22 protein-coding genes and 5 tRNA genes are annotated in these 24141 nt (G+C 47.5%); 16 read left to right on the top strand and 11 right to left on the bottom strand.

Annotated elements, in window-relative coordinates; translation table 11 throughout:
* Position 1 precedes the first annotated feature (1 nt).
* Together ACE3K2_RS04200 and ACE3K2_RS04195 are read right to left on the bottom strand one after the other, a co-directional pair.
* Entirely contained in the window at positions 2–211 is a 210-nt protein-coding gene (locus ACE3K2_RS04200; protein ID WP_421887080.1) for a helix-turn-helix transcriptional regulator, read from the bottom strand.
* 164 nt (positions 212–375) lie between these two features.
* A complete protein-coding gene (locus ACE3K2_RS04195) occupies positions 376–1671 on the bottom strand; it encodes an MFS transporter (protein WP_421887077.1) in 1296 nt (431 codons plus the stop codon).
* 173 nt (positions 1672–1844) lie between these two features.
* On the opposite strand from ACE3K2_RS04195, the gene ACE3K2_RS04190 reads away from it, so the two are divergent.
* Positions 1845–3731: an ABC transporter substrate-binding protein gene (locus tag ACE3K2_RS04190; protein WP_421887074.1), complete on the top strand. Its 1887-nt coding sequence runs from the start codon at positions 1845–1847 to the stop codon at positions 3729–3731.
* Positions 3732–3969: 238 nt separating this feature from the next.
* Here ACE3K2_RS04190 and ACE3K2_RS04185 read toward each other — a convergent pair whose 3' ends face one another.
* On the bottom strand, positions 3970–5460 hold the full coding sequence (locus ACE3K2_RS04185; RefSeq protein WP_421887071.1) for a serine hydrolase: 1491 nt from the start codon (positions 5458–5460) through the stop codon (positions 3970–3972).
* A 248-nt stretch (positions 5461–5708) separates the two neighbouring features.
* On the opposite strand from ACE3K2_RS04185, the gene ACE3K2_RS04180 reads away from it, so the two are divergent.
* The 6 genes from ACE3K2_RS04180 to ACE3K2_RS04155 all read left to right on the top strand — a co-directional run bounded on the left by ACE3K2_RS04180 (position 5709) and on the right by ACE3K2_RS04155 (position 14309).
* Positions 5709–6908 (top strand): DUF4367 domain-containing protein, encoded by a 1200-nt coding sequence (locus ACE3K2_RS04180; protein WP_421887068.1) that lies wholly within the window; start codon positions 5709–5711, stop codon positions 6906–6908.
* 394 nt (positions 6909–7302) lie between these two features.
* The gene (gene alr / locus ACE3K2_RS04175; protein ID WP_421887065.1) at positions 7303–8490 is read left to right on the top strand and encodes an alanine racemase; all 1188 of its coding nucleotides are present in this window, start codon (positions 7303–7305) and stop codon (positions 8488–8490) included.
* A gap of 260 nt (positions 8491–8750) precedes the next feature.
* A complete protein-coding gene (locus ACE3K2_RS04170; protein ID WP_017690037.1) occupies positions 8751–9032 on the top strand; it encodes a CopG family ribbon-helix-helix protein in 282 nt (93 codons plus the stop codon).
* Positions 9033–9035: 3 nt separating this feature from the next.
* Positions 9036–9386, top strand: a complete 351-nt coding sequence (locus ACE3K2_RS04165) for a type II toxin-antitoxin system PemK/MazF family toxin (protein ID WP_024630714.1) — start codon at positions 9036–9038, stop codon at positions 9384–9386.
* 235 nt (positions 9387–9621) lie between these two features.
* Positions 9622–11811 carry an alpha-galactosidase gene (locus ACE3K2_RS04160; protein WP_421887059.1) on the top strand — a complete coding sequence of 730 codons (2190 nt, stop codon included), beginning with the start codon at positions 9622–9624 and terminating at the stop codon, positions 11809–11811.
* A gap of 275 nt (positions 11812–12086) precedes the next feature.
* On the top strand, positions 12087–14309 hold the full coding sequence (locus tag ACE3K2_RS04155; protein WP_421887056.1) for a Tex family protein: 2223 nt from the start codon (positions 12087–12089) through the stop codon (positions 14307–14309).
* A gap of 178 nt (positions 14310–14487) precedes the next feature.
* On the opposite strand, the gene cmpA is transcribed toward ACE3K2_RS04155, so the two are convergent.
* Both cmpA and ACE3K2_RS04145 read right to left on the bottom strand, forming a co-directional pair.
* A complete protein-coding gene (cmpA, locus tag ACE3K2_RS04150) occupies positions 14488–14631 on the bottom strand; it encodes a cortex morphogenetic protein CmpA (protein ID WP_339303574.1) in 144 nt (47 codons plus the stop codon).
* Between the two features lie 183 nt (positions 14632–14814).
* Complete coding sequence (locus tag ACE3K2_RS04145; RefSeq protein WP_017690032.1) at positions 14815–15171, bottom strand: hypothetical protein; 357 nt, start codon at positions 15169–15171, stop codon at positions 14815–14817.
* A 119-nt stretch (positions 15172–15290) separates the two neighbouring features.
* Here ACE3K2_RS04145 and ACE3K2_RS04140 point away from each other — a divergent pair, with 119 nt between their 5' ends.
* From ACE3K2_RS04140 to ACE3K2_RS04130, 3 genes are all read left to right on the top strand, one after another.
* Positions 15291–15752 carry a SprT family protein gene (locus tag ACE3K2_RS04140; RefSeq protein WP_421887053.1) on the top strand — a complete coding sequence of 154 codons (462 nt, stop codon included), beginning with the start codon at positions 15291–15293 and terminating at the stop codon, positions 15750–15752.
* Positions 15753–15845: 93 nt separating this feature from the next.
* A tRNA-Asn gene (locus tag ACE3K2_RS04135) sits at positions 15846–15921 on the top strand.
* A gap of 6 nt (positions 15922–15927) precedes the next feature.
* Positions 15928–16016: transfer RNA gene (locus tag ACE3K2_RS04130), tRNA-Ser, on the top strand.
* A gap of 222 nt (positions 16017–16238) precedes the next feature.
* Here ACE3K2_RS04130 and ACE3K2_RS04125 read toward each other — a convergent pair.
* Positions 16239–16937, bottom strand: coding sequence for an ArsR/SmtB family transcription factor (locus tag ACE3K2_RS04125; RefSeq protein WP_421887050.1), 699 nt, complete (start codon positions 16935–16937; stop codon positions 16239–16241).
* Positions 16938–17043: 106 nt separating this feature from the next.
* On the opposite strand from ACE3K2_RS04125, the gene ACE3K2_RS04120 reads away from it, so the two are divergent.
* Together ACE3K2_RS04120 and ACE3K2_RS04115 are read left to right on the top strand one after the other, a co-directional pair.
* Positions 17044–17703: a flavin reductase family protein gene (locus tag ACE3K2_RS04120; RefSeq protein ID WP_421887047.1), complete on the top strand. Its 660-nt coding sequence runs from the start codon at positions 17044–17046 to the stop codon at positions 17701–17703.
* A gap of 312 nt (positions 17704–18015) precedes the next feature.
* The gene (locus ACE3K2_RS04115; RefSeq protein WP_421887044.1) at positions 18016–18687 is read left to right on the top strand and encodes an MgtC/SapB family protein; all 672 of its coding nucleotides are present in this window, start codon (positions 18016–18018) and stop codon (positions 18685–18687) included.
* Positions 18688–18752: 65 nt separating this feature from the next.
* Here the strand turns inward: ACE3K2_RS04115 and ACE3K2_RS04110 are convergent, their stop codons facing one another.
* Both ACE3K2_RS04110 and ACE3K2_RS04105 read right to left on the bottom strand, forming a co-directional pair.
* On the bottom strand, positions 18753–19649 hold the full coding sequence (locus tag ACE3K2_RS04110) for a Cof-type HAD-IIB family hydrolase (RefSeq protein WP_421887041.1): 897 nt from the start codon (positions 19647–19649) through the stop codon (positions 18753–18755).
* A 4-nt stretch (positions 19650–19653) separates the two neighbouring features.
* Positions 19654–20430: a DeoR/GlpR family DNA-binding transcription regulator gene (locus ACE3K2_RS04105; RefSeq protein ID WP_421887037.1), complete on the bottom strand. Its 777-nt coding sequence runs from the start codon at positions 20428–20430 to the stop codon at positions 19654–19656.
* 313 nt (positions 20431–20743) lie between these two features.
* On the opposite strand from ACE3K2_RS04105, the gene ACE3K2_RS04100 reads away from it, so the two are divergent.
* The 4 genes from ACE3K2_RS04100 (at position 20744) to ACE3K2_RS04085 (ending at position 21695) form a co-directional block, all read left to right on the top strand.
* Positions 20744–20815: transfer RNA gene (locus ACE3K2_RS04100), tRNA-Glu, on the top strand.
* 106 nt (positions 20816–20921) lie between these two features.
* Positions 20922–20997: transfer RNA gene (locus ACE3K2_RS04095), tRNA-Lys, on the top strand.
* A 17-nt stretch (positions 20998–21014) separates the two neighbouring features.
* Positions 21015–21097, top strand: a tRNA-Leu gene (locus ACE3K2_RS04090).
* Between the two features lie 172 nt (positions 21098–21269).
* A complete protein-coding gene (locus tag ACE3K2_RS04085) occupies positions 21270–21695 on the top strand; it encodes a helix-turn-helix domain-containing protein (protein ID WP_421887034.1) in 426 nt (141 codons plus the stop codon).
* 107 nt (positions 21696–21802) lie between these two features.
* Here ACE3K2_RS04085 and ACE3K2_RS04080 read toward each other — a convergent pair whose 3' ends face one another.
* The 3 genes from ACE3K2_RS04080 to ACE3K2_RS04070 are packed head-to-tail and all read right to left on the bottom strand — an operon-like array spanning position 21803 to position 24120.
* Complete coding sequence (locus ACE3K2_RS04080; RefSeq protein WP_421887032.1) at positions 21803–22651, bottom strand: urease accessory protein UreD; 849 nt, start codon at positions 22649–22651, stop codon at positions 21803–21805.
* A 28-nt stretch (positions 22652–22679) separates the two neighbouring features.
* Positions 22680–23399: an urease accessory protein UreG gene (gene ureG, locus ACE3K2_RS04075; RefSeq protein ID WP_405171937.1), complete on the bottom strand. Its 720-nt coding sequence runs from the start codon at positions 23397–23399 to the stop codon at positions 22680–22682.
* Positions 23400–23427: 28 nt separating this feature from the next.
* Positions 23428–24120: an urease accessory protein UreF gene (locus ACE3K2_RS04070; protein ID WP_421887030.1), complete on the bottom strand. Its 693-nt coding sequence runs from the start codon at positions 24118–24120 to the stop codon at positions 23428–23430.
* Positions 24121–24141 lie beyond the last annotated feature (21 nt).

Here is a 24141-nt window from a genome sequence, read left to right as displayed (position 1 = left end):
CTTAATCTCCACCTTTCAATTCAAAGATTTTTTCGACGGGTTCACCAAAGACATGGGCTATTTTTAATGCCAGGACGACCGATGGGGAGTAATCTCCACGTTCAATCAGGGCAATGGTTTGGCGGGATGCGCCGATGAGTTTGGCCAGTTCCGCTTGGGACAGCCGGTCTCTGGCCCGTAACTCCCGAACGTGATTGTACAATTCTTCCACTTGCTCACCTCCATGAATTCAATGTACATGATAATTCACATAATGTAAACTATAATATACAAAATGTTAAAGATAATTTACTATTATACGAGAAGGTTGGACATGAAAAAGAGAGCCTGCCCAGGCTCCCCTTGGATGATTATTTTGTTGCCGAAAAAGTAAAATCAAGATGCATCTGCACACGCCAGATGTTGATCCTGTTTCTCTGCCTTCCGAAGTAACATTCGGAAAAAGATGAGCGCTCCAAGCCCCATCAGGACATACAGACCAGCCATCGCATAGGAGGGCAGAAAGGCACCAATGGTTAACCCAAGACTGCCCAGGAGGGCAGCAACGTTGTAACTCAACCCGTCAGCAGCCATATAGGCAGCACGGTCCGAATCTGGAATCATACCCGCGAGCATGACCTGACGAACAGGGGTGTACATCAATTCTCCAATGGTTAGCAATATTGCGGATGAGATGAGTAACCAGGCCCAGTTGCTGAAAGCAAGTACGGTGAAACCTGCGGTATAGAGGAGCATACCAACAGTCATGATAGATCGGGACTGGAAGCGACCTATCCATCGGGAGAATGGAATGGCAACCAAGGCGACCAGTACGGTGTTAATGACCACGATCAGGCTGAACATATGGAGACCAGAGATATCTGAGCCGAACAGTTGGGCGGTGAATTCACTTTTTAGACGAACAGCGATGTATTTATCCAACTGAAATTCCAGGGAGACTGCAAGTACAGTAGCCGTAAAAAATATCATGAAACGTTTGTCCTGGAAGACCGTCCAGTACGTTTTCAGTATGTTCCTCTGGATGGGAGCATCTGCTTCCATTAGTCTGTTGGATGGATGGGAATCCTTGGATTGACCAGTAGCACTGTATGCGCGTTTATCCATTGTTTCTTGAATCATAAAGACCAAAATAAACAGGGTAATCATACTTTCCAGGCATACGAGACTGAACAATAGGAAACGAAATGATTCGAAAAATAGCCCGCCCATCAGTGCGCCAAAGGTTACAGCAACGTTTGTTGTCCAATATTGCAACCCATGTACATAATGACGTTCATGTTCACTGCTCACGTCAACAATCATGGCATTAGCAATCGGCACTGTGATCCCTGAACTGAGACTGCTGAGCAGAAACATGAGGCAGGTGACGATGATCGAATCCATCCACGGAGAGTTGGCGATGGCCAAACAAAGTAGGGCCACGACCTGCAGTGTTTGTGCAATCACCATTAATTTCTTGCGTCCAATTCGATCCGACCAATATCCTGCCCACAATCCCACAATTATGGAAGCCATAATATTGAACGTCAGTAATATCCCCGCCACACCTGCGCCAATCTGAATACTCAGATAGATCGCCATGAATGGAATGATGGACTTCTGAGTCAGATCGGTGAAAAAATCAGTAATGATGCGTATCCTGATGTTCGGATGCAGATCAGCGTATTTCATAAGTCGTTTTTCTTCCTTCCCACTGGTCATGTTGATGTTACTGAGTATAATGGAGTAAAACCTGAAGAAAAACTGTAGAAGCATCCGAATGGATTTCGCATTTTAGCAGATTGAGGAAAACGGATAAAAGATAGAAATTATTATGAGTAGAAATAGAAGAAGGTAGGACATCTATGGACGTATCAGAACATTACATTCAACTGCGGTTAAACTTTCCACATGTGCATGATGAACAAGAAGTACATACAACGGTGGGAGAACTCGCCGAACTTTTATGTTGTACGATGCGCAACATGAACCTCATCATGAACAAATTCAAGGAGAACGGATGGGTCAGGTGGAATCCTCAGCGTGGCAGAGGCAAAAAATCGATGTTGGTATTTTACATCCCATTGCTTGAAGTGGCGCGTGAACGGTTCGATGATCTACTGAATGTCAACAGGTTGGAGGATGCCTATGAACTGGCAGCCACCTTGCCCATTCCGATGCGAGAACATCTGATGCAGCACATGCAGACTCAATTCGGTCTGCGTTCGAATGAAGGGGACAGGGGCCGAGTGGATACATTGCGGATTCCGCAGAATACACCTTTTAAGACTCTCGACCCAACGCAGACAGGGATGTGGGGAGAGGTATTCATTATTGCAGAGGTCTTCGATCGTTTGGTTCGTTATAATGCTGAACGCCAAGTCTGCGAGCCGAGTCTGGCTATGGCATGGGAGAGTGATGCGGATGGAAGGGAATGGACCTTTTATCTGCACAAAGGCATAGCTTTTCATCATGGAAGGATATTGGATGCAGAGGACGTCAAGTTTACCTTTGATCGCATTATCTCTGACAAGAGTAACCCGTGCAGGCCGTTGTTTGGTTCGATTGAGAGCATAGAGGCGTATGACCCGTTGACTGTACGTTTTGTGTTGAATAAGCCAAACTTTATGTTCCCGGATTTAATGAGTAGTATGTGTGCATCGATTTTGCCTAGAGATGTGGAGTTGAACCCGCTGCATCCAATTGGAACAGGACCTTATCGATTGACTCGTCATGATTCGAAGTTGCTTGTGCTTGAAGTGTTCCTTGCCTACTTCAGAGGGCGGGCTTATGTGGATCGTGTTGAAGTGTGGCAGCTCCCTCACTCGGCAAAGGTGGAGTCCATCATCAAGCATGATTTATTTCCGGATGCGGAGCCTCGTGCTGTACAGCATGAGATGCAGGGCGGTGTGTATATGACGTTTAATATGCAAAAGGAAGGGCCCCAGCATGATGTGAATTTTCGCCGGGCTGTTCAACAGCTATTGAATGCGCATGAGCTGTCGGAAGCGCTCGGGAGCACGAACACGCAGGCAGCCTATAGTCTGATTCGAGGACGAGAACAGAAACAGCATCAATCGGAGGGTCCGGATCAAGGGGAGCCATGGAAACAGCTTTTGCAGCAATCGGATGGTTCTGTCGTATCTATACCCGTATTTTCCGTGGAGAGCTCACTGGCGCAGGCCGCTGCATTATTGCGTCGTAGCTCATACCAAGGGCAGAGTTTAAGTCTGTGGGTGGAGGAAGGAGAGAAGATGGAGGCAGATATGGTCTGGTTTACAGAGAGATGTAAACAGATTGGCCTGCATATTAACATTATGCCGGGAGATCCGGCCCATGCAGTCTATCAAGATGGGTTCGGGGATTGTGATCTGATCTATACAGGAGAAGTCTTCAATGACCATGTCATGTTAAGTCTCGTGACGATGTATACCTTCCAGAACACGTTATTCCTGATTGCGATGAATGATTACTGGAGACATGAACTGGAGCAGGAATGCGGACAAGTAGTCATGATTCAGGAACCTGCGGAGCGGTTGAAAAGATTGATTCAGCTGGAAGATCGACTGATACAGGAGGCGTTACTTCTGCCCGCGTACAGCTTCAGGGAGGAACATGCCCATCATGAATCGCTGCGAGATTATCGTGTTGCGGGGTATGGTCTGCCAGATCTGCGAAGACTGTGGGTGAAGAGAAGACCTGGTGCCGAGCAAGAGGATGGGAGTTATCCGGTGTATATTCCGTTGTGGTAGGTATGGATGGTTACCTACCACAACGGAGAGGACAGAAATAACCTGAGGAAGCAGAGCGTTCGCCTGAAAGCTTTCTAAGAGAAAGCTACATCGGAAGCATACGCTTATCCCCGGATTTCGCCTTAATGAAAAGGAATCAAAAAAATCTGGGGATAACAGCGATCAGAAGGTTGTTCTGTCATCGGAGTGACCAGTGTAAATATATTCATTAGTTCAATTTATATAGGTAACAGATCATTTACGAAACCCTGCTGAATTCAATAGGCTTCGTACCCGGCTCAAGGAGTAGAGGAATGGATATGGATTGGGAGTTATGTTCATGGTCCACAGTGAACGTAAATGTGATTTGTAGTCCAAATGTAATTAATTCGACAGAGAAAGTATCATTTCCAGTGTATGCCATAGACATTTCGATGGCGTTAAAGGTTGCCCGCAACCCGTCCGTTGTCTCCTGAATAGACATCTCGCCATAACCAGGATGCGTGTAAATGCCTGCATAAGCGGTGTAAGGACGATCACATGGTATGATGTGAGGTTCTTCCATTTTTTCCTCAACGGCAGTGTCTGGCTGAATAGGTACTTCCGAAGGATTCTCCGGATTAGCCTCCGTTTCTGCTGATTCTTTCCCCATTAATTTGCTCAATTTGGAACTCCAATTGACGGGCTCCAATCCAAGCAGTCGGTCCATGATATGAAAAGCAACCGTATACGGAATTATACTTCCGTGGGTATTGCTCAGAACCACGATTCCAATCTGCTCCTCTGGCAAAAAGGCAACTTGTGATGCAAACCCATCAATAGCCCCACCATGATGAATCATGGCATGCCCACGATAAGGCTCAATCATCCAACCCAGACCATATGTACTCACAGGCAGTTCTTGGCTTATGAACGGCGAATCACTAGGCATCGGAGGACTATGCATAGTCTTCATCTGTTCCTTGGAAATCAGTGACGTTCCTCTCCATTGACCTTGATGCAACTGGAATTGAAGCCATGCAATCATATCGATTAGATTACTGTTAATGGAACCAGCAGGTCCTACGGCATCAATGGCTCGAAAAGGTATTCTCGTATTCTGACCATCCTTCTCCATATAAGGGTAAGCATAGTCAGATTGAAGTTGCATTTCTTCAACAGAGAACAGACTTGAGTTCATACCTAGCGGATTAAACAGTGACTTCTGAACCATCTGCTCCCACGAAGTTTCATTGAGCTGTCCAACAAGATAACCGGCTGTCATGTACATCAGGTTCTGATACTGCCATTTGTTACGGAAATCCTGATTCGGCTCCAGATACTGTAATGTACGAACAAGTTCTTCTCTTGTGCGTGGGGAGTTGTACCATACCAACTCATGCCTTGGAAGACCGGAACGATGACACAGCATGTCGCGAATAGTTAGACGTTCTGTTGCGACCGAATCGAACATCCGGAAATCTTTCATATACGTCTTTACAGGTGCGTCCCAGTCCAGGATTCCTTCATCCACAAGCAGGGCAGCGGTTGCTGCGGTAAAGGCTTTGGTAGATGAACCGATGGCAAACAATGTATTAGGGCTAACTTCAAGTTTGGACTCCAGATCACGATAACCGTAGCCTTTCTGCCAGATGACTTCATCCTTATGGATCACAGCGACCGCTGTACCGACACCATTCCATAATTGAAGCTGCTCGTTGATGAATTCATCCAGTCCTTCCAGTGAAGCGCAAAGCTTAGTTGTCGTCATACCTTCCCCTCCCAATATTCAATGAAACGAATAATTTCCTACAATTCACTATGCCTTTTCTGGATAAAGTTAACATCCTTCCCGAGACTGATTTTGCGTAGCAATGCCGTATTAACGGACTTCACCTATTGCTTGTCAAACTAGTCCGCATATATCGAACAAGTCCCTCATAACATGTACTAATCAAGTAGGGGTTCTGCTGCAAGCACAATCCTGAAGTGAAAACATGTGCTAAAGGGGATGATGTCATGCGCCGAATATCATGGATGCTTGCCATGGTATTGGTCTTATCGGCCTTACTTGCCGCCTGCGGGAAGAAGGATGCGGCAGCTGTGGTCAAAGATCTGAACGAAGTCGTAGGAGAGATGGAAAGTTACCAGGGGGCAGGCGTGATGACGCTGCATACCGGAGATGCGCCGCAGCAGTACAAGGTCGAGGTATGGCATCAGAAGCCTTCCTATTATCGTATTGCGTTAACCAATGCCAAAAAGGATGTAACTCAGATTGTATTGCGCAACGATGAAGGCGTGTTTGTTTTGACACCGAGCCAGAACAAAAGCTTCCGTTTTCAGAGCAATTGGCCAGATAATCAAGGACAGGTGTATCTCTATGAAACATTGATTCGGAGCATTACGGGGGACACAACCCGTCAGTTTGCGGATGAGAAGGAAAGCTATGTATTTGATGTAGCTGCCAATTATAATACACATGCACTCGTCAGACAGAAGATCTGGCTGAACAAATCGGATTACGCACCTAAACAGGTGGAGGTATCCGACTCCAATGCCAATGTGGTGGTCGATGTGAAATTTGACTCCTTCAAATTCGGGACTGAATTTGAGAAAGATGCTTTTGACATGCAACGTAACATGACAGCAGCTTCAGAAGAAGGCGGCAAAACAGGAACGGACTCTGGTGTGACTCCTGTGGAGCAAACCGGTGACGAGGGCGGTAAAGAACCTGCCAATCCGCAGACTGCGCCTGAACCTGACGGAGCTGTCACTGATGGACAGACAGGTGTAGGCGGTGACACCGAGCAGCAAGGTACAGAAGGTGCTGCAACAGGTCAGGAAGGCGAAGAGCCAACACTCGCAGAACCGGAAGGTCCAGACAGCTTTGGCGTAATTCAGCCGACCTATGCGCCGGAGGGCGTGCAGCTCAAGGATGATCAGATTTTGGAAGAGGCAGGAGACTATTCGGTTATGCTTCGTTATGAAGGAACATATAATTACACGATATTCGAAGCCAGACCGCAGGATCGAGCTGTGTCGCTTGCTCCATCCAGTGTAGTGGATCTTGGATTCACACTGGGCATGATCAGCGGAGATGCATTGAAGACACTGACATGGATGACAGATGGTATAGAGTATCGGATCACCAGTGCAGACCTGCCTCAGAACGAAATGGTTCGCATTGCAACATCGATGCAGGAAGAGTCAGGCAAATGATTTTTGAACCAATGAACGAATAGTAGCATAAACATAAGGAATGCTAAGTAGCATCGGAGACCATTCTCCGGTGCTTTGTTTTGCTGAAAGACATGTGTGCATCTGGAAGTGATTTTCTTACTCGATACACCCAATAATGCAAAACGCGCTTCTATGCAGGAGGAACCGGGTAAATAATCGATATAAGCAGATTGTTGCTAGGGTAGAGAGTAAAATATTGCCCTGCTCATCTCGCTTAGCGGTCTTCTTCTGTATTCGCATTTGTTCCTCAAACGGCGCGCCTCGCACCTGTTTTTGAATGCGAAACTTCGGTTCATTTGACAGTCACATGCAGGAGCATTACGATGGAGTCTGACGTGAGCCGGATTAAGATGATTAGAGAAGGTGACTTAACGTGCAAGGACAATATCGGCCGACCCAAGCGGACATCAATTTGGATCATTTATGTACTAACGTAGAAGCTTTCCGCGAGGCATTGCCTCAGGGCATGAAATTCCTCGCCTGTGTGAAGGCCAATGCCTATGGACATGGAGCGGTGGAGACGGCTAGAGAACTGGAACGAGTGGGTGTGGATTACTTAAGTGTTGCTTTTCTTGACGAAGCGCTGGAACTGCGACAACATGGGATTACGGTTCCAATTCTGGTATTGGGTTATACCCCGCCTGAAGGGATCGCAGTTGCTTGGAAACATGATGTGACCGTCACGCTGTTCAGCAGGGAAGTGCTTGATGCCATTCGACATCTGGATGAAAGCACATTTGCTAATCAACTGAAGGTTCATATTAAAATCGACAGCGGCATGGGCCGATTAGGTCTGTTGCCTGGCGATGAAGCATTGGCTTTCATTAAGGAAGTAGCTTCGCTCAATCAGGTGATGCTGGAAGGCATGTTTACCCATTTTGCCAGAGCGGATGAAGAAGACAAAACCTATACACTGGAGCAGTATCGACGGTTCCAAGGCGTGGTTCATGCGCTCAGGGATCAGGGATGTTCCATCCCGATTATACATACGGCGAACAGCGCCGCTGCCATTGATACACCGGAACTGTCCTATGATATGGTACGTGTGGGAATAAGCCTGTACGGACTGTATCCTTCGGCTGAGGTGAATCATCAGGTGGTGAAACTGTCCCCGGTATTGACGCTGAAGACAAAAGCGGTTCTGGTCAAAACACTGCCACCCCATTGGGGGATCAGTTACGGAACCCGTTATTTTACGCAAGGGTACGAACGTATAGCGACCCTGCCGATCGGCTATGCAGACGGATTCTCCAGAATGCTGACAGGTAAAGCACAAGTGCTTGTACGCGGCCACCGTGTACCTGTCGTCGGTACGATCTGTATGGATCAGTGTATGGTGTCGTTACAATCTTTCGCAGAAGAAGCGGAAGAAATTCAAGTCGGCGAAGAGGTTGTCCTCATCGGTCAGCAGTCTGGTGGCGTTATAACCGCAGACGAGGTGGCATCCCAGCTCGGTACGATTGCTTATGAAGTGATCTGCATGATGGCGCACCGCATTCCACGGGTATACACCCGTGGGGGAGCAGTAGTCGCCAGAATCAATCCACTTTTGACATCCTGACAGGTAAACTGGACGTCATTACCAATAAACTTTTTTTCAGAACAGAAGGAAAACTGTCGGAGCATCTCGAATGTTGTAAGACAGTAAGGATTTAATTCCTGAATTGAGATGTTTGGTCTGTACGAATATTGTTTCCCGTGTTTATAATGGAGTACAGCATACTTGATATACTCGGGGCATATATATTCCTTTGTATAAAAGTTCTGGAAAAACGTAATACTGGTTCACAATGGCGAAAGGTTTGTGGGGGTGGAAGAAAGGTGGCCAACTTGCAGAACACCAAGCGGATCATGATCAGTTTACCTGATTATCTTTTGCAGGAAGTGGATGGCATCGTAGCGCTGGAGAATTCCAACCGCAGCGAATTGATTAGGCAGGCTATGAAGCTGTATTTAACGGAGCGTAAGAAACGTTACATCCGTGAAACGATGCAGCGAGGGTACATGGAGATGGCAAAAATTAATCTGACCATGGCATCCGAAGCCTTTCATGCGGAGGAAGATGCGGACAGCACTCTGGACCGCTTAGTTAGCGGGGTGTAGACATTGATCGTAAAACGTGGTGACGTTTTTTTTGCGGATCTTTCTCCCGTTGTCGGTTCCGAGCAAGGTGGAGTCAGGCCGGTTCTGGTGATCCAGAACGATATCGGCAACCGGTTCAGTCCAACTTGTATTGTGGCGGCGATCACCGCCCAGATCCAGAAGGCAAAGCTGCCAACGCATGTTGAAATTGATGCGGCGGCACACGGCTTTGACCGGGACTCGGTTATTTTGCTCGAACAAATTCGGACGATTGATAAGCAGAGGCTGACTGACAAGATTACCCATCTGGACGAGGAGACCATGAAGTTGGTCAACGAAGCCTTACAGATCAGCCTTGGTTTAATCGATTTTTAAGGCAGTATCCAGCGTCTCGTACGCTGTCCTGCCGTCCGTTGGCAATGGATGTTCCTGTAAGGGAACACACTGAATTCAGACTGTAATCAAAAGAGCGTATGACATCCTTCGGGCTGTTATGCGCTCTTTTGATTAAAGCTTGATGAAAGCGTAGAACATTGGCGATCTTTTCGCTATAATGAAACCTGAGAAACCGTTTACCCGAAAGACCTATATATAGAGGTGGAGGAGACATATGAGCATTTACATCAATCAGGAGAAACTTCAGTTTCATTTACAGACCCGTGAGGCCAGTTACGTATTTCAGGTACTGCCCTCAGGATATTTGGTGCATTTGTATTATGGCAAAAAATTACGCGACACCGATCTGAGCTGGCTGCATGTACGGACAGAACGAGCGTCCTTTAGTCCTAACCCGGTGCCAGAGGATCGTACAATCTCATTTGATACGTTGCCAGTGGAATTGCCAGTGTATGGCACGAGTGACTTCCGCAATCCCGCAATCCAACTGGAACTTGAGAATGGCTCAACAGTTTCCGAGTTTACGTATACAGGCCATCGATTGGTCAAAGGAAAGACAACGCTTACCGGATTGCCAGCAACATACGTTGAGTCCGATGACGAAGCAGAGACGCTGGTTATTGAGCTGGAAGATCGCGTCGCTGGTATCAAGATCGAGCTTTCCTATACAGCCTTTACGGCATTTAATGCAATTACACGCTCCATGCGTATCGTTAATGAGAGCGCTACCGCAGTGAATGTGGCGCGTGCGCTCAGTTCTTCGGTTGATTTCCCGCATGCAGATTATGAATTGTTGCAATTGTCAGGGGCTTGGACACGGGAACGGGATATCGTTCGCAGACCGCTTGCTTCAGGCCTGCAGGGGATTGAGAGTCGTCGCGGGTCAAGCAGTCACCAGCAGAATCCATTTATTGCGCTGATGACTCCAGGCACGGACGAAGATCAGGGTGAAGTCTACGGATTCAGTCTCGTTTATAGTGGCAGCTTCACTGCACAGGCCGAAGTGGATCAATTCCACACCACTCGTGTATCGCTTGGGATCAACCCGTTCGAGTTCAGCTGGAAGCTGGAGCCGCAGGAAGCGTTCCAGACACCTGAGACAGTTATGGTGTATTCGTCTACAGGTTTGGACGGCATGTCACAGTCCTACCACGAATTGTATCGGGAGCGTCTGGCACGTGGCAAATTCCGCAATGCAGAGCGTCCGGTGTTGGTCAATAACTGGGAAGCGACTTACTTTGGTTTCAATGCGGACAAGATTGAACAGATTGCTCAAGCGGGACAGAAGCTGGGTATTGAGCTGTTTGTCTTGGATGATGGTTGGTTTGGACACCGGGACAGTGACAATTCCTCGCTGGGTGACTGGATTGTAGATAAAAACAAATTGCCACAGGGACTGGATGATCTGGCTAATCGCGTAACAGGTCTGGACATGCAGTTCGGACTGTGGTTTGAGCCTGAGATGATCTCGCCAGACAGTGAGTTATATCGTGCGCATCCGGACTGGTGTCTGCATGTGCCTGATCGTCGCCGGACAGAAGGACGTCAACAATTGGTACTCGATTTCTCTCGTCAGGATGTACGTGATGAGATCGTGCGCATGTTAACAGATGTACTTGGTTCTGCACCAATTACTTATGTGAAATGGGATATGAACCGGAATATGACGGAAGTGGGTTCCGCGTTGCTTCCGGCAGACAGACAGCGTGAGACCGCGCATCGTTACATGTTGGGGTTGTATGACGTCATGGAACGTATCACTTCGGCGTTCCCGAATATTCTGTTTGAGAGTTGTTCAGGGGGTGGTGGCCGCTTCGATCCAGGTATGTTGTATTACATGCCACAGACGTGGACAAGTGATAACACGGATGCGATATCCCGTCTGCGGATCCAGTACGGTACCAGTCTTGTGTACCCGGTAAGCTCCATGGGATCACATATCTCAGCGGTACCGAATCATCAGGTGAACCGGATCACTTCTCTTGAGATTCGGGGACATGTTGCGATGTCGGGCAACTTCGGGTATGAGCTGGACCTGACGAAATTCACGGAGGAAGAGAACGACATTGTGAAAGCCCAGGTTGAGCTGTACAAGGAGATTCGTGGAACGGTTCAATATGGAACATTCCGTCGCTTGCTCAGTCCGTTTGAAGGCAATGAGACGGCATGGATGTTCATTGCACCAGACGGAAGCGAAGCGGTTGTATTCTACTTCCGTGTGCTCTCTGAACCTAATGCGCCACTTCAGCGCCTGAAGCTGAAAGGATTGGACCCGAATGCGGATTATCGTCTGAAAGGCGGATCAGAGACCTTTACCGGCGATGCTCTGATGTATGGCGGTATTTCGGTAGGCAGTGCATCAGGAGACTATCTGAGCGAACTGTTCCGCTTTGAACGCGTTTAGACTGCAAAGTGATATAGAGTTTTAAAAAAAGGAGGACCGAGGGGCGTCGTGATGACGTTTTTCGGTCTTTTTTTGCCGTAATGGGGAAGGCTGGAGGATAACATCATTCTGTCATAACTTGTATGCTTGCGGATTGATGGAAATCTGGACGTGATTTTGTGATAATATAGGGTAGAGTGGAAGAAACAAATGGTTCAACTATACTGTAATTACAGCAGCAAAGCTGCCCTGAAATGATTGTAACGAACGATTCAGGAAGGAAAGAGGGATTTATTTTGTCTGAACAGGAAACGGTTCTGGAACCCAATGAAGAAACAATAAAGGCAGAACGCCATGAACGAATCATCAAACAGGTAGCCAAGGAACTGTCACTGTCCTTGAAGCAGGTCCGTACGACATCGGAGCTTCTGGACGAAGGCAATACGATTCCATTTATCGCCCGCTACCGTAAAGAAATGACTGGAGAGCTGGATGAGAACCAGCTGCGATCCATTGAAGAACGCATTGTTTATCTGCGCAATCTTGAGGATCGCAAATTGGAAGTCATCCGTATTATAGAGGAACAGGGCAAGCTGACCGGAGAGCTGAAGAACTCCATCACTCAAGCAGTGAAGCTGCAGGAAGTGGAGGACTTGTATCGCCCGTTCCGTCAGAAGCGGAAGACCCGTGCCAGTGTAGCGAAGGAAAAAGGTCTTGAACCACTCGCTGTCTGGATCTGGGGTCAACCGAAACAAGGCGATGCACTCCAGGAAGCTGCGAAATATATCAATGCTGAACTGGGTGTAGAAGATGCGGAGTCGGCTCTTCAGGGAGCCAAAGACATTCTCGCTGAGAATATCGCAGACGATGCGGCCATTCGTGCATGGATTCGTAGGTACACCTTGGATCACGGGATGTTGACTTCAGAAGCAAAAGATGCTCAAGAAGAGTCCGTGTACGAGAATTATTATGATTACCGCGAATTAGCCAAAAAGATGCCTCCACACCGTATTCTCGCGATTAATCGCGGTGAACGTGAGAATATTCTGAAAGTTGGCCTGGACGTACAGGCAGAACCGGCCCATCGTCATATGGAAGGACAGATCATTCGTGGTGCTTCTGCCGTGCAGAATATCCTGCGTGATGTGATTGAAGATGCATATAAGCGGCTTATTGCGCCTTCCATCGAGCGTGAAGTTCGTGGAGAACTCACGGAAAAAGGTGAAAATCAAGCCATATCGGTATTCTCTGCCAATCTGCGTAATCTGTTGCTTCAACCTCCGATTCATGGCAAACGTGTGCTGGGTGTCGATCCGGCCTATCGTACCGGTTGTAAACTGGCTGTAGTAGATGATACAGGCAAGTTGTTGGAAGTGGCGGTGACCTACCCAACGCCACCACACAACAAGAAACGTGAAGCTGCGGAAGTATTCCATCGGATGATCAAGCAATATGATATTGGACTGATCGTCATTGGTAATGGTACCGGATCACGTGAAACGGAGCAGTTTGTTGCCGAGATCATTCAGGAGAACGGTGATGAAAGTCTGGTATATCTGATTGTTAATGAAGCAGGGGCAAGTGTATATTCTGCATCCAAACTGGCCCAGGAAGAGTTCCCGGATCTGGATGTTGCGGAGCGTAGTGCAGCTTCCATTGCACGTCGTGTACAAGACCCGCTTGCGGAGTTGGTTAAGATTGATCCAAAAGCCATTGGCGTAGGTCAATATCAGCATGATGTTTCCCAGAAGATTTTGGAAGAAAGCTTGAAGGCTGTCGTGGAATCCGCGGTTAACCATGTGGGTGTGGACGTGAATACGGCTTCACCTTCGTTGCTGTCATATGTTGCCGGAGTTAACGCTACGATTGCCAAAAACATCGTGAAGTACCGCGAAGAGAATGGCCGGTTCACGAACCGCCGTCAGCTTCAGAAGGTGCCTCGTCTGGGTGCCAAAACCTATGAGCAGTGCGTAGGATTTATGCGGATTGGTGAGGGTGAGAATCCATTGGATCGTACACCGATTCACCCTGAGTCCTACAAGGTTGTGGATCAGCTGTTCAAGGAGCTTCAGGTTGCACTGGACAAGCTGGGCAGCAAGGAACTGTCGGTGTTACTGTCCGAGCAACAGCCAGAACAATTGGCTGTGAAACTGGACGTAGGTGTGCCTACACTGCGTGATATTCTGGACAGCTTGCAACGTCCGGGGCGTGACCCGCGTGAAGAAATGCCGTTGCCAATCTTCCGTACAGATGTATTAAAAATTGAGGATCTGGTAGAAGGTATGGAGTTGCAAGGTACGGTTCGGAACGTAATTGATTTTGGGGCCTTTGTTGATATTGGAATTAAGAGTGATGGGCTTGTCCATATTTCACAGCTCAGCAACGGATATGTTAAACACCCGATGGATGTTGTATCTGTCGGGGATAATGTAACGGTCTGGGTTATGAATGTGGATACCAAAAAAGGCCGTGTCGGCCTTACGATGAAGAAGCCTGCTTCTGCGCAACAGTCTTCTTAAGCAATAGGATTGGAGAACAGCCTTCCCTGACCAGGAAGGCTGTTTGTTGTCGACAGGAATAGTCCCGTTGTCCGTTCTAATTCCTCTAGTAAGTACGGGGGAATATGAGCATTTTCTTAAAGTGTGTGTTCAAAAGGCCATCCTTCGTAATCCAAAGCAGACTTTTAGGAACAGCCTCCTAAAGTTCGCTCTCCGCACTGCGTGGTGTGCCATTTGCTGGTTTGTTGCGATAAAAGAACCAGCATTCGTTCAGCAACTTGATTTGCCGGCTGTCCTTTTTGTGAAATGCACGCATCAGTTGATTGCAAAGCCATTGAGGCAAGGGTATCTCCTCCTCTTGCATAATTCATCTGTACGTTAGCATATGTGGCAATAGCCTGGACTGTGCGGGATAAGTGGAGGCCTCCGTCAAATCATGTCTCGTTGACTCAAAAAAAAGCACAAATCCCAATTCAGGGAGATGTGCTTTTTGTTCTCATCATTATAAAATGATACCTGCGGTGAATTAGAGAGCTTCCATCTCTTCTTCATACCATTGTTCCAATTGGGCCTGAAGAGCCCGGATTTCGGTCAACAGAGAAATTAAAGGATAATGGCTTTCACGTAGGGCTGCAAAAGATTCTTCAAGCGCATTGATATAATCAAGGCCGCCAATGATAGTAAGATTTTCGTTCAGGAGATCGAGGCTGTCACATTCGGCGATCGCCCAAGGCAGGACAGGGACATCTGCTGCAGTGAGTTTATCAATTTCCTTGTGCAGACGCAGGTTGAGCGCACTGAGTTGATAGGCGTAATCTGCCGGCATTTCCACGAACTGCAATTGTTGTTCCTGCTGCAGGATGACATAGCGCATTGTAGGCATAACGAGTAATAATCTCCCCTCATACATTCTACTTGACAGTGTAGCCTACGAAACGGTTAAAATTCAAGTATTATGCCGGAAAAACAAATGCTCCGAGGGGGTGCAAGGAGAGGATACCGATGGAAAATGAGGAATTGCAACAATGGATCGAACAGGTATCACTGGATCATTTCGGAGTGCCGTTCACCCATGAAGCGTTGTTTAACAGTCGTCTGACCACGACGGGTGGGCGTTATATGCTCAAAAGTCACCGGATTGAGATCAATCCGCATCAACTCGAAGCCTACGGGCGAGATGAGGTTGAAAAAATCATCAAGCATGAGCTGTGTCACTATCATCTGCATATTCGTGGGCGCGGCTATCAGCATCGTGATCCGGAATTCAAGGCTTTATTGCAGAAGGTAGGCGGCTCGCGTTACTGTCAATCACTTCCTGACGGCAAAGGCAGAAAGTCGCTGCCATATCGTTATAAGCTGGTGTGCAAGAGCTGTGGTACGGAGTATTTGCGCAAGCGGAAAATAGATCCGAAGCGTTATCGTTGTGGCCGTTGCGCGGGAAAACTGGGGCTTCAAAATATCTGATGTGTGTATCATCCAATGTATTAAAGAAAGTGATGGAAGGGATGTTGACTTGGATTATTAATCATGATAAATTAATCTTATTCAAGTTAATTTTCCCTGATAGCTCAGTTGGTAGAGCACTCGACTGTTAATCGAGTTGTCACAGGTTCGAGCCCTGTTCGGGGAGCCATTTCTTGGAGAGATACCCAAGTGGCTATAAGGGGACCCTCTGCTAAGGGGTTAGACTGCGTAAGCGGTGCGAGGGTTCGAATCCCTCTCTCTCCGTTCTGAATCAACTTCTCTGCAAAGGGATGAGAACCCTAAAGGTTCGTCGGAGCATAAGCTTCGTTAGCAATACTTCGCAGTCTCGAACGAAGTGAGAGTATCCCTCTCTCTCCGTTCTGAATTAAACAATAAAATTCCCTTCACATTAGACCGGATAACGGATTAGTGTGAAGGGGATTTTTTGCGTTCTGATCTTTGGTTATCCATTGAATACACTTCGGCCTAAAGTGAAATGTTCAGCACCTCGTATAAACCTTTCTTGCCTGCTTCTGTTACTTCGACAGAGCGACTTCCTGTTTGTTGACGAATCCAGTCCAGTTCCGATAATCGGTGTCTGAGTTGTTCCCCAAGCATACCTGAGAGATGATGGCGGCGTTCGCTCCAATCCAGACATTTGCGAGCGATGGCCCGGCGTGACTCTCGCTTCACGTGAAGTTCAATCCCAAACGTGGTAAACCACTGCATTCCTTGCTCCGTAACTTGATAATCCTTATTATGTGCTTCTTCGGGCTCTGCAAGATACCCCTTCTGTATTAAGGCTTCACAGAGCGAGATTCCCAATTTCCCGGCCAGATGACCATAACAGGTCCGTGCATAACTCAGTTGTTGAAGTTGATCGGATTGTTTGAGAGAGCGGATCTGTACAGGCGGGGCGATACTGGCCATCGCTTCAATCAGATTAGCAATTTCTTTGTTTGCCAGACGGTAGTATCGGTGACGGCCTTGCTGTTCAACTTCCAGTAATCCTCCCTCTACGAGTTTGGCTAGATGGCTGCTTGCCGTCTGAGGCGTGACGCCTGCCATATGAGCAAGCTCTCCTGCGGGCAATGCCCGGCCATCCAATAAGGATGACAGAAAAATGGAGCGAGTTGGATCGGCGATTAACGACGCAATAACAGTAATATTCGGATATACATTCATACTTCGATCATATCTGAACTATTACTGTATTACAATTCGGTTGTATCGTCCCATATGGGTTAGATTGAGCTTATATACGAATAGATTGGAACAGGAGAGGTACAGGATGAAAAAGATAACGAAACAGGATATTACTACAGAGCAATTGTCCCAAGGTCAAGAAGTGATTCAACATGAAACGATGAATCCCAGTATTTTATATTATGGTACGCCCGTCTTGCTGCTAAGCACGTTAAATGAGGATGGGTCAACCAATCTGTCACCTTTATCCTCGTCTTGGGCGCTGGGGGATTGTTTGGTTCTTGGTCTGGGTATACAGGGCAAAGCCTATGAAAATCTGAGTCGACATCCGGAGTGTGTGATTAATTTGCCGGATGCATCTATGTGGAAACAGGTTGAAGCACTGGGTCGGTATACGGGAGTTACCCCGGTTCCTGAGGAGAAAATGCAGATGGGCTATGAATATTGTCATGATAAATTCACTGTAGCTGGACTGACATCCGAATGCTCGGTTCAGGTGGCACCAGATAAAATAGTTGAATGTCCGCTCCAGATTGAAGCGGCTGTGCAACACATGCGTATTCCCGAACATACACCGTTCATGGCGATTGTGGAAGTGAAAGCGTTGAAGGTGCACGCGCACACCAGACTAATATCTGGACCGAACAAGATTAATCCAGAAGAATGGCATCCGTTGATATATAATTTCAGACAATATTACGGCTTGGGACAGAGACAAGGTAGCAATTTTCGGTCAGAGAATTGACCAGAGTAAAGGCCTTTTATTGTATAAGATGAATTAATCATTTATACGATAACGGAGAGGACAGAAAAAACCTGAAGAAGCGAAGCTAAAAGCTTTCTGAAAGAAAGCTACATCGGAAGCATACGCTATCACCGGATTTTCCCTTGAGAAAAGGGAATCGAAAAAATCTGGGGATAACAGCGATTGGAAGGTTGTTCTGTCATCGTAGTGCCAGTGTAAATAATCTTTAGTTCAACCTATATAGGCAGGGAAAGATTGGGTAATAGTAAAGATACACATGTAAGCATATACATAATAAAAGAGGTGATGTGCATGGAAGTGGAATATTTGATGCGTGTACTCATAGCTGGAATATGTGGTGTGCTGATCGGATATGAGCGCAAGAACCGAATGAAAGAGGCGGGGATTCGTACTCATTTTGTGGTTGCTGTCGGCGCTGCCCTGATGATGATTGTGTCGAAGTATGGATTCCAGGATCAGGCTGGCTGGGTCAATCTGTCTCTTGATCCGTCAAGGATCGCTGCACAGGTCGTTAGCGGTGTGGGGTTCATTGGAGCAGGCATGATCTTCACACAGCGGCACACGGTCAGGGGATTGACCACAGCGGCAGGCATATGGGCTACGGCAGGCATGGGACTTGCTGTGGGTTCCGGTCTGTATTGGACAGGTGCAGGCGTAACACTGCTTATTGTTGTGGCACAGATGTTACTGCATAGGCCCACACGCTGGCTGGTATCTGCTCGAACAGAGACGTTAACCATCCATCTGCAAAAGGAGGGAGAGGCCCTGAAGCGTGTTCTGGCATTGCTTGGACAGGAGAAAATATCGGTCATCGGTTTTAAGACAGAACAGCAAACAAGCACAGACTCCGTAGAAGAGACGGTGCTTGAGTTCACGTTGCAACTGCAGGGTTCATACCGGGGCGAGCAACTGATTATTTTGTTACAGGACGTGCCTCATGTTCGCTCTGCTGAGTTAAAATGAAGAGAAGCTGCATGGATCAACAGGCGACCATGCAGCTTTATTGTTTAATTCCGGTGCGGGTTCGATTACTGACCTTCTCCAACTATTGTTTCCAGACGGGACACCGGTTTGCCTTCGAGCAAGCACTCAATGGCATGGGCGACACCGTGCTCCACATTGGTCAGCGTTATGGCTTTGGCCAGTGCCTGGATTTCGGGTTCGCCATTACCCATGGCGATGCCGAGTCCTGCCATTTTTAACATGGAGACATCGTTGAAGTTATCACCAATCGCTGCTGTATCTTCCATGGAGATGTCCAGGTGAGCCGCCAGTTTGGTGAGGGCATTACCTTTGGATACGTCCGGGTGCTGCATTTCGAAGTTGTGCTCAAAGGATACAACCATTGCGACATCGGATCGGGAAGCGAAGTATTCTCGTCCTGTCTTTACTTTGTCCGGATTCATGGAGAAGGCCATAATATTATAGATATAGGCTTCTGCCGGAATTTCGAGGTGGCTATCTACACGGTGGTAGTCTTTTTTGTCATAGTGTTTCTTGATGCCACGAATCATGCGTTCAATGTCCTCACCAGGGTTCGAACCCAGAACACGTTCCATCTCGGCGAGCAAGGTCTCATGACTGCTACGCGGAGCATAGATGCCTTGCTGCGTTGATGCCTCATAATAGACATCATGATCTTCCAGCCACTGCATGACGGAAGCTGCTGTGTCACGCTCAAGCGGAAGATGGAATAAACGTTCACCGTCTGCATCATGAATCGTCGCTCCGTTGGAGCCGATAATCGGGGTTTTGATTCCGCCTTCGCGGCTGATGGTCACCACATCGGAATAGACACGTCCAGTCGCAATGGTAACTTTCATACCGGATTGCTGGGCCTTTTGGATGGCTGCGGCATTCTCCGGGCTAATCTGGCTATCTCTGTTCAACAAAGTTCCATCTAAATCTGTGGCAAATAATTTCATATATTTACAACTCCTTATCATCTGTAGGTTCAGGAATGAGTAACTCAACCTGTTGTTCGGCTAGAAAAACAAGCCATTCTTTGGTTGGCCATTGATCCGTAATCAATACATCCACCAATGACCAGTCAGCAAAACGATAACCATAACGTCTATCAAACTTGGATTGATCTGCAAGAACAACAACTTTCTTGGCAGCTTTCATCATTTGGTGTTTAATTTTCCCTTCCTCTTCGGAAGCACTGAAGCCATCCATGGTGATCCCGCCAATTCCGATAAAGGCTTTATCTACATAATAGTGGGAGAGGGTCTCAATAACAGAGGTACCGTAGACATAACGTTGTTCCTTATCTACTTTGCCTCCGAGCAAGCGAATCTGGACAGCAGTGTGATTGGAGAGAAGATCAGCGGAATGAATCGAGTTCGTAATGACGGTACAGGATTTGCCGTTTAAGTTCTCGGCACAGGCCTGCACAGTTGTGGAAGAATCCAGAATAATGATCTCGCCTTGTCTTACAATGGCCGCAGCGAGCTTGCCGATGGCTCTCTTTTCCTCAGAAACATCGAGTAAACGGTCTTTGTAGGATCTGAATTCTTGCGGGGGAGGGGGGAGAATTGCGCCGCCACGTGTTCGAATAATGGCATCCTGTTCCTCAAGCTTGATCAGATCCCTGCGTGCAGTATCCCGTGATACATCAAACAAGGCGACAATATCATCAGCTGAGATGCGATTGTGTTTCCGTAGATGTTCAACAATGAGCTGCATTCGTTCTTCTTGAAACAAACATGTCACCTCCGGGTGTATGGATGACCGTACTTATACTGATACTTAAATTATAAGTATTTATAATGCGATTTGCAATATTATAAGTGAACTTAAGTTTTTGTAAGTTTTTTTAATGTGTGGTTAACATAGTTCCTGCACAATGATGATATTGGTATGAATGGAGCGAATGACGGGTTTCTGAAGAGCAGTATGCAAGTGGTCTGCATCAATAAGAATGGCTTGAAAAATAAATTTTAAAAAAAGTATTGCAAGTTCAAATTGTCCTGTGGTATACTCATTCTTGTCGCCAAGAAAGACAACTTGTTATTAAGGCCCGTTGGTCAAGGGGTTAAGACACCTCCCTTTCACGGAGGTAACAGGGGTTCGAATCCCCTACGGGTCATATCTTCACCACCTCATGAGATCTGTTTTTTCGATGAGAAATCCTCAAAGTCATTGCTCTTATAAACAAAAATGAAGCATGGCACATCCGGTGAAGTTTACAGCAAGAGCCATTAGCTCAGTTGGTAGAGCACCTGACTTTTAATCAGGGTGTCGAAGGTTCGAGCCCTTCATGGCTCACCATTTTTACAATTGAATATGCGGTCGTGGTGGAATGGCAGACACGCTATCTTGAGGGGGTAGTGGGTGTATACCCGTGGAGGTTCGAGTCCTCTCGACCGCATCACAGCAACAACGTTATAAGATAGACTTCCATGATCATTCATGGGAGTCTATCTTTGTGTTATACGATATACCTCATCCTATACCAGGTATATAAAGGCTGAGCATTCAGGAATAATGTGGTATAATTCAAGCAGAAGAGTTGATTATTACGGTTGGAAGGCGGTTCTTGTATGCAGTCGATCTATGAGCGAATTGAACACCTGATTGCCGAACGAGGAATGACTAAGAAGGCTTTCTGCCAACAGCTGAAGATTAGCACAGGCAATCTGGGTGACTGGAAACGTGGCAAGTCTATTCCGAGTACGAATAAATTAATTGAGATTGCTTCGTTTTTTGATGTGAGCCTTGACTGGCTCATGATTGGTCGTCCATCGAAGGAAGCGATGGTTCGGGAAAAACGGGAGGATTATTTTTTTGACGTGTTGCGGCAATTGAATTGCCAAGAAAGTGAATTATCGACTGTGGAACAGTCTTTTATCAGCGAATATATTGAATTCACCCGTTACCGCAAATCCAAGGAAAGCAAGGATACAGGCGACTATCGCTATCAGCCTGAGAACAGATCAGAGAACAATTCTGGGGAAAACGAAGCGTAAGCGATATGAGTAGCATCCATGGACTGAATGTACAAAAACCTCTGGACTAATCCGAACATACTCGGAGACAGTTCAGAGGTTTTTTGTGTTAACGATGCTTCATGCTCTTATTTACGAAAGACAAGAGTTTCTTTGCCCAGCAGAAGGGGGCGAAGTGTGTTCCAGATCTGAAGACATTGCTCTTGAAGCTCCCAAGCCGCCAGGCCAAGCAGTCGAACACCGATCCCCCCAGTTGCCAGCAGGCTCGCACCTGCCAGAATTCGTCCATCGGGTGGCAGTGCAGATCGGACCAGTTCCAACTCCGCAGTACCCAGACCCGGGGCGATCATCCACAACGCAGCGGTATGGGTATAGTGAAGGAGAGACGCTGAGTGTGTGGGATCATCGGTTTCCGGTTCAAGTCCGAATCGATCCCAGACGGCCAATTGCTTGCCTTGCCATATCTCCGTCAAGCTTCGGTAACGCTCGAATTGGAAAGCTTCTCCCCGATGAATCCGTCCGGCAGACCAGATATCTGCATAGGCCAGGATCGCCTGGTCTTTCAGCTCAAAGGTTACAGCGAGTGAAGAAGAACTTCCTTTGAAGGGAATGACACATTCAGGAAAGTATTCCAGGATGGCTCCTTTTCCCAACCGAAAGTGATGATTAACGGATGAAGGGATGGAAGGTGTAGGATGAAGCCTGGTAGCGGATGTGCTGCTGAGCATGACATGGGTGCCTTCACCTAATTGCCACTCGGAATGATAATGATCCCCGTTAAGGACTCCGGGAGAGACGTCTGATGTGTACACACATAATTCGCTTCTGCCTCCGGGAGGTCGAAAGGAACGGCTAAACCGGAGCGGTGCGCTGTAATAACGATCGGTCATGACAGTCCGCTCGCCTTGAAAGGCAAAGGTGGCCCGAAGCTCGCTGCGGCGTGTGACGGGCTCACCTGCACTTTCGTTCCGATTCATCTCTGTTCCCGTGGGGACAAAAGATGAATTAATGCGAGTGAGTGCCATGTTCATGGCTGTGTGAATGCAGATGTGCAGCGGAAGCATCGTCATCCATATATTGATGTTCGAGCCAGTGGACAATCTCGGATACACCTTCACCGCTCATTAGATTAGACATGACATAAGGACGGCCTTCCCGTACCCGCTCGGTATCATTTTTCATCACTTCCAGGCTTGCTCCAACGTAAGGGGCGAGGTCAGTTTTGTTGATTAACAGCAGATCTGAACGTGTGATGCCGGGACCGCCTTTGCGCGGGAGTTTCTCTCCTTGGGCAACGTCGATAATATAGATGAACACATCGGCCAGTTCCGGACTGAAGGCAGCGGAGAGATTGTCGCCGCCGCTCTCGATAAAGATCAGTTGCAGATCAGGAAAACGTTCAATCAACTCGTCAACCGCTTCAAAATTCATGGAGGCATCCTCGCGAATAGCGGTGTGCGGGCATCCGCCTGTCTCTACGCCGATAATACGCTCTGGTGCAAGGGCGTTCTGACGCAGCAAAATCTCGGCATCTTCCTTGGTATAAATGTCATTGGTGATGACAGCAAGGCTATAACGTGTACGCAGTGCCTTGGACAGCTTCTCCACAAGGGCTGTTTTACCTGAACCTACCGGTCCACCAATTCCAATTCGCATCGGACGACTCCGATCAAATGTCTTACGTTCCCACTCCGGATGATGCGTATGATTAGCTCCTCCACACATAACAATTCCTCCTAGATAAATGTTGTAGTTAAGACATAAACAGCCGCGCGGGTAAGGTCTCGTGCCGCATGGCGTAGATTTCCTGGGCGATTCCGAAGCTGTGCATATCTTCCGGGTCATTGTCCCGAATGAGAGCCCATTCCGCTTCGATATCATCGAGCAGTTTCTGAATCAACATCTGCGCTTCGGTCTGTCCGATAGGCAGCAGGCGAAGGGCGCTGTTCACATAAGCGTTCACTGAGGTATACAGATGCCCGGTAACGGCTTCATCCAATTCAATCTCCAACTGATAGTTGATATAACCGTGAATGGTCGTGATACCGCAATACGCGCCATGTTCCCGTATGGCCTTATCAATTAGGGAAAAGTCCATCCATGGATAGAGTGAGCGGGCGAGCTTGAGCAGTCGTTTTCCCATTTTGTGACCGCTCTCCCTGAGTTCCCGAGGGGAGCGCTGGGCGTGGACACGTTTGTCATACAGGGCAAGTAAAGCGGCATCTTGCTGTTTTATCGCATGATAGACACCTTTGATGGCAAGGCCATCTAGTCGCACGAGACTGGAATGAAGCTGACTGCGTATAAACTGTTCGAGCTGCGCGGTATTTTGCACGGTGCCATCATGTGTGTAAGCCTCCAGACCGAAGGAATGGGAGAAACCACCGATGGGCAGAGCTGAATCCAGCAATTGAACGTAACGAAGTAGCTTCGTGCCACTATTCATGATGCGTCCCCTCCTTATCAG

It is taken from the genome of Paenibacillus sp. (genome assembly GCF_048976745.1).
In the GTDB taxonomy this organism is placed as follows: domain Bacteria; phylum Bacillota; class Bacilli; order Paenibacillales; family Paenibacillaceae; genus Paenibacillus.
This window is presented reverse-complemented; position numbering and strand designations above follow the sequence as displayed.